This is a genomic window from Micrococcus sp. HSID17227, from assembly GCF_003989405.1.
Lineage (GTDB): Bacteria > Actinomycetota > Actinomycetes > Actinomycetales > Micrococcaceae > Micrococcus > Micrococcus luteus.
On the sequence record NZ_RBLN01000376.1, the window covers coordinates 1 to 1,538 of the forward strand.

The 1,538-nt window shown below is 75.7% G+C and carries 1 protein-coding gene and 1 pseudogene; one reads left to right on the forward strand and one right to left on the reverse strand.

Annotated elements, in window-relative coordinates; all coding sequences use genetic code 11:
- On the reverse strand, positions 1-1,001 hold a 1,001-nt coding region (locus tag D8M29_RS11965; RefSeq protein ID WP_148111616.1), incomplete at its 3' end, for an acyl-CoA thioesterase II.
- 78 nt (positions 1,002-1,079) lie between these two features.
- Between D8M29_RS11965 and D8M29_RS11970 the strand changes: the two are divergent.
- Positions 1,080-1,538, forward strand: a pseudogene (locus D8M29_RS11970) (hypothetical protein); the annotation flags it as partial.

Sequence of the window (1,538 nt, forward strand, 5' to 3'; positions counted from 1 at the left end):
GCGCCCTTGGAGGCGAGCACCTCGAGGCCGCCGGCGCCCCGGGCCCGCGCCCGCCGGGCGGCGGCCCCCTCGGGCAGGCGGATCATGCCCTCCTGGGCGACCGTGGCCACGAGCGTCCCGTCCTCGGTGAACACGGCGCCCGTGCCGAGGCCGCGCGCGCCCTGGGCGCTGGGGGAGTCCTGGACGTAGAGCAGCCACTGGTCGACGCGGGCGGGCCGGTGGAACCACATCGCGTGGTCGAGGGAGGCCACGGACATGCCGGGCTGGATCCAGGCGACGCCGTGCTGCCGCAGGATCGGCTCGAGGAGCGTGTAGTCCGAGGCGTAGGTGAGCGCCGCCAGGTGCAGCGCGGGGTCGTCCGCCAGGGGCGTGAAGGTCTTCATCCACACCATGTTGCGGTTCTCGGTCTCGGCGGCCGGCTCCACATAGATGGCCGGGGTGACGTGGCGGATGTCGAACGGCCGGGACCAGGCCCACTCCTGGGCCACGGGGTGGTTGATGGCGCCCAGCACGTCCGCCGTCGTGGGCAGGTCCTCGGGCCGGGGCACTCCCTCCGGCATGGCCACCTGGTGGTCCAGCGCGCTGCCGGCGGGCTCCTGGAAGGAGCAGGTCAGGGCGAGGATGGCCTTCTCGTTCTGGGAGGCCAGCACCCGGCGGACGGAGAAGGAGCGGCCGTCCCGCAGCGTCTCGACGGTGAACGTGATGGGCTGCAGCGCGTCCCCGGGGCGGATGAAGTAGCCGTGGAGCGAGTGGGCGGAACGGGCGGCCGGCACCGTGCGGGAGGCGGCCGCCAGCGCCTGGGCGAGCACCTGGCCGCCGAACACCCGGCCGTGCGTCTGCCGGGGGGTCGTGCCCGTGAAGCGGACCTGACCCGTCACCGGGTCCGGCGCGGCCGGCGTCAGCTCCAGGATCCCCCGCAGCGTTTCGGTGGGGTCCTTCGGGGCCGAGGCCGGGCGGACCGGTGCGTGACCGGGGCGGGGACGGGGATGGCGCTGCGGCACGAACGGCTCTCCTTCGACATGGATGGACCCGCGACGGCGGGGCGGCCCGGGACGCGACGGACCTGGGACAATGCTTGCATGACCGAGCACCCCGCCGCCGCCCCCGTCCTCCGCTTCGTCGACGACCGCGCTGTGCGGGACCTCGAGCAGCTGGCCAGCCGCGCCCGGCGCGTCGCCGACACGGGCATGCGTTTGCACGTCGTGCCTGAGGCGGGGCGCTCCCGCACCCCGATGCTCGCCCAGTGGGTCTCCGTGCTGCAGCCGGCCGGGCTCGGAGACGGGGTGCCCGTCGTCCTGGGGCTGCGCACCGTGCCCCTGGCGACCGCCCACGGCGTGGCGGACCTGGACGCCGTCGTCGCCCTGGGCTCCGTCACCGAGCGCACCGCGCGGATGCGCGGCCAGGACCCCGTCGACCTGGCATTCGCCGTGCCGCCGGGCCGCGAGCACGTCACCTGGACCGCGCTGACCCCGCCCCGCGGCGGCTGGACGCCCGTGGCCGAGGTCGCCGATGAGGAGCTGGCCGAGGTGGCCACGCGC